The organism is Pseudomonas sp. 05N434, assembly GCF_056396965.1.
The window spans coordinates 1-862 of sequence record NZ_JBFTMK010000965.1 but is presented as its reverse complement, the minus strand read 5'-3'; the positions used below and the strand labels follow the sequence as shown (position 1 = coordinate 862).

The 862-nt window shown below is 45.7% G+C and carries 1 protein-coding gene; it reads right to left on the bottom strand.

What is annotated here, in order from left to right; genetic code table 11:
- Positions 1–168: 168 nt before the first annotated feature.
- Positions 169–862, bottom strand: a 694-nt coding sequence (locus AC1DLB_RS31090; protein WP_477786414.1) for an acyltransferase family protein, incomplete at its 5' end; no start/stop codon positions are given.

Genomic DNA, 862 nt, shown 5'->3' with positions numbered 1-862 from the left:
CGGTGGGCGGAGTTTATGGATCTGTTACGAAGTAGCTGATCCATAAACCGGGCATTATGAAACCCTGGGGGGGGTAGGATCGTCAGGCGTCTGCGCTGTCGCGGCAGCCCCCTTTAGCTCTTCATAGGTGACCTGAGTGACTGTTACATCATAAATACATACACTTGCTCAAGCCCCTGAATTGAGCTTTTCACCCACAACAGGATTGAACGCCGAATAGGCATCAACACCATTCGATACAGACCTGACTTTATTTTTTGGCTTGAATTTGAGAACCCTTTTCTCTACCAAATGCCAAGAGCTGTATCCCAAAATCAGAGTAATGACCACTGTAACAACAAGATAGGTTGAATAGGCAATACCAGGGAATTTTAGCAAAACAAACTGCTGAACCGGAAAAGCATAGATATAAACACCGTAAGAGCAGTCACCCATTTTATTAACCAAACTCCCCAACCAACTTTTGGAAAGTCCATATGCCAAAACGACATACGGTAACGTAAGCCATAACAGGGCTTTCGAAAACGATAAATACGGAGCCAGAAGAAGGGTAATCATCACCATGACAGTTACGCCGGAGAGACTGAACCACCGTTCGAGCCCCCACTTCGCATAACATGCCCCAATCATGAAATAGATGCCTATTAACGGAATGTTTCTTACATCAGTACCGTGAACCACCAGCAAAGGCGCATCTCGCCAGCACCAAAAAACTACAATCAGCGCAAACAATGCTGCGGTAACTGTGTATGCAAGACGACCGCCTTTGAATAGAAGCCCAAGCGCCACCACGACCAAATACATGAAAAATTCAATAGGCAAACTCCATAGAGGACCATTGATCACATTGGCAACTCTGGAG